Origin of the sequence: Mycobacterium sp., assembly GCF_050701675.1 — a bacterium.
Classification (GTDB): domain Bacteria; phylum Actinomycetota; class Actinomycetes; order Mycobacteriales; family Mycobacteriaceae; genus Mycobacterium.
On sequence record NZ_JBOGDD010000327.1, the window covers coordinates 1 to 2,788 of the forward strand.

4 protein-coding genes are annotated in these 2,788 nt (G+C 64.9%); 1 reads left to right on the forward strand and 3 read right to left on the reverse strand.

Annotated elements, in window-relative coordinates:
* Window positions 1-458 (forward strand): Gfo/Idh/MocA family oxidoreductase (locus ACRDUX_RS09715; protein ID WP_526413320.1); only part of this gene is annotated, 458 nt, incomplete at its 5' end.
* Between the two features lie 83 nt (window positions 459-541).
* On the opposite strand, the gene ACRDUX_RS09720 is transcribed toward ACRDUX_RS09715, so the two are convergent.
* From ACRDUX_RS09720 to ACRDUX_RS09730, 3 genes are all read right to left on the reverse strand, one after another.
* Entirely contained in the window at window positions 542-1,486 is a 945-nt protein-coding gene (locus ACRDUX_RS09720) for an aldo/keto reductase (protein WP_526413321.1), read from the reverse strand.
* A gap of 73 nt (window positions 1,487-1,559) precedes the next feature.
* Entirely contained in the window at window positions 1,560-2,273 is a 714-nt protein-coding gene (locus ACRDUX_RS09725) for a cysteine hydrolase family protein (RefSeq protein WP_526413323.1), read from the reverse strand.
* Between the two features lie 104 nt (window positions 2,274-2,377).
* On the reverse strand, window positions 2,378-2,788 hold a 411-nt coding region (locus ACRDUX_RS09730; protein WP_526413325.1), incomplete at its 5' end, for a TetR family transcriptional regulator C-terminal domain-containing protein.

A 2,788-nucleotide genomic window follows, 5' to 3' on the forward strand; every position in this document is an offset into this window, starting at 1 on the left:
CGATCGACACCGAGGACATGGCAGGCATCCTCATTCGGTTCGACGACGAATCGCGCGGCGTCCTCACGCTGTCTCAGGTCTCACCGGGCCGAAAGAACCATCTGTCCCTGGAGGTGAGTGGATCCAAGGCGTCCCTGCGCTGGTGTGCGGAGAACCCCGAAGAACTATGGATCGGGCGTCGCGACGAGCCCAACCAGATCCTGCTGCGCGGCGCGGTGCCCGGTGGTCAGACAGCCACGGCCGGCGACTACCCCGCCGGACACGTGCAGGGATTCCCGGATGCGTTCAAGGCGATGTACCGCGCCGTCTACCAGGCCGTGGCAGCCGGCGGACCCACGGCCACTCCGGACTACCCGACGTTCGACGACGGCTTCGAGCAGGCCATCATCGCCGACGCCATCGCCGCAAGCGCGGAGAACGGCACGTGGACGCACGTCGACCGAACTTCATTGCGCTGAGGCATCTGGCTGAGCTGGCCGAGCGGGGCTAAGCGTGCGGGCCGATCAACACGACGTCCGTCTTGGTCATCTCGTCATCTCCCTCAACTACCCTGCGGCACTTCGAGGAAGCCCGGTTCGCCCGCGTCGACCACGGAGTTGAACCGGTGCCGGGTCTCGAGCTCGCTGATCGCTCGGACGACGTCCTCGGGAAGCGCATCGATGTCGGCGTTCTCGGCGATGCGGGCAGGCGTCACCGACGACGTCAGAACCGCGGTGCCGCGTTGGATGCCCCAGGCGAGAAGCACTTGCGCAGGCGTCTGTCTCAGTTGTTCGCTCGCCTCCACGATGAGCGGGTCGTCGAGAAGTCGCGGCTGCAGCGCGTGCCCCAACGGCGCGAACGCCAGCAGGACGATGCCTTCGGTCTGGCACAGTTGGTGCAGGCCCCATTGCGGGTGGTATGGGTGGGATTCGACTTCCACGACGACTGGCTTGATCCTGGCGGTGTCAATGATTTCCCTGGTGCCCTCGACGTCGATGTCGGACAGGCCGATCGCTCGCGAAAGTCCCTCGTCGACAAGGTTTTCCATGGCCGTCCAGGTTTCCCCAAGGGTGACCCCGTCGTCATACACGATGGCGCCGTGAGGGTGCCGGGGATCTTGGTCGTCGCCGGGCTTGAACGCGAACGGGGTGTGCACCAGATAGAGATCGACCGAGTCCAACCCGAGCTTGCGCAGGCTGGCCTGCAGGGCGGGTTTGACCCGCTCGGGTCGATGGTTGTTGTTCCACAGCTTCGTGGTGACGAACAGGTCCTCGCGGCGGATCGCGCCGCTGGCGAGCAGGTCCTTGAGTGCGGCGCCGACCTCGGCCTCGTTGCGGTACCGCTCGGCACAGTCGAGATGGCGGAATCCGACCTCGATGGCGGCCGTGGTGGCGTTGCGCGTCTTTCTGCTGTCGGAGACCAGCGTTCCGAACCCGAGGGCCGGGATCTGGCCGTCGCCATTGTTCAAGGCGAATCCGTGGTGCCTTGGATCGTCAATCGTTGTCATGTCGTTCAGACTCCTTGCTCATCAGTTGCGTATCGGTTGTCTTGTTTGGCGGCAAAGCCTTTCGGCGGCACGACTATCGGTCGCCCCCCTTGAAGTAGTGCACGGCCTCGGCGGTGGTCCACACCGCGCTGGCGAGGAATCGGAAATTGACCAGCGCCGCGAGGTAGCCGTCGCCTTCGGGCAGCCGCGGGCCCGCCGTGGCGTCTTTGACCACCACTACCTCGAAGCCCTGCTCGACGAGTTCGCGCATGTGGCCTTCGACGCAGAGGTTGGCGGCCATGCCCGCGAGAATGACCTGGTTGATGCCGCGTTTACGCAACTGCAGGACGAGGTCGTTCGACTCGGGGCCGACGATCTTGTGGGGAGAGGCGATCACGGTGCGGCCGTCGTGGATGTGGTGCTGGTAGGCGGGAAGGAAGTCAGCCCCCGACCCGGCGAAGCCGTCCAACGTGTACGCGCCCTGGCGCCCGAACATGCCGACGCCGCCCATGAACTGCTCGAGCGGATCGCCGAACCGCCACTGCGTGTCGGTGGGATAGAAGTAGTGCGGGGACACCGCGACGGTGATTCCCGCGAGCTTCGCCGCGTCGAACAGTTCGCCGATGTGAGCCACCGTGCCGTTCTCTTGGATGCTGTCGCCGAATACCGACCAGGACACGCCTTCCGGACTGAGGAAGTCGACCTGGGGATCGGTCACGACGAGAGCGGCATGGTCGAGATCGAGTACGAAGCCCGAAGGAGGCAGCGCGGGATTCAGCGGTTCGGCGTAGATGGTCGGGTCAGTCATTGGAACGATCCTTGGGTCGATGAACGAACTATCGTCATCGATTATAGGTGACCGGTCGTCTATCTACAATCATCACAGGTCATCAGGTACCAAGGCGGGTTCGATCAGCGCAGAAGCGCCGGGACGGTCACCGATTCGAACCGCGCGTACGGCGTGCGACTGCGGGCCACCTTGCCGCGAAGGGCCGCACCTTCCCACGCCTCGATCAGCATGGCGGCGAGCTCGTCGGCATCGAGGTCGGTGCGGATCCCGCCCGAGCGGCGCTGTCCTGATCGCACGCACGCCGTGAGCGCAGCGTCCCACCGATCGAGGATGCTGGCGAGTTGATCGCGAACCGCGTCACTCGAACCACCGAGCTCCAGGGACAAGTTGCCGATCAAGCAGCCAAGGAGGAAGTCGCCGGCTTCGTGTTCGTCAGCGAGCGCGTGGAAGAAGCTGGTGATGCGCTCCTGCGCTGGCCCGTCCGCGTCGAGAATGGGCAGGATCCGTTGCTCGATGTCGGCCCAGTAGTGCTC

Bases quoted from the DNA above. Each gene is read 5' to 3' on its own strand.
- ACRDUX_RS09725 (WP_526413323.1), bottom strand. From the start codon at position 2,273: ATGACTGACCCGACCATCTACGCCGAACCGCTGAATCCCGCGCTGCCT.
- ACRDUX_RS09720 (WP_526413321.1), bottom strand. From the start codon at position 1,486: ATGACAACGATTGACGATCCAAGGCACCACGGATTCGCCTTGAACAAT.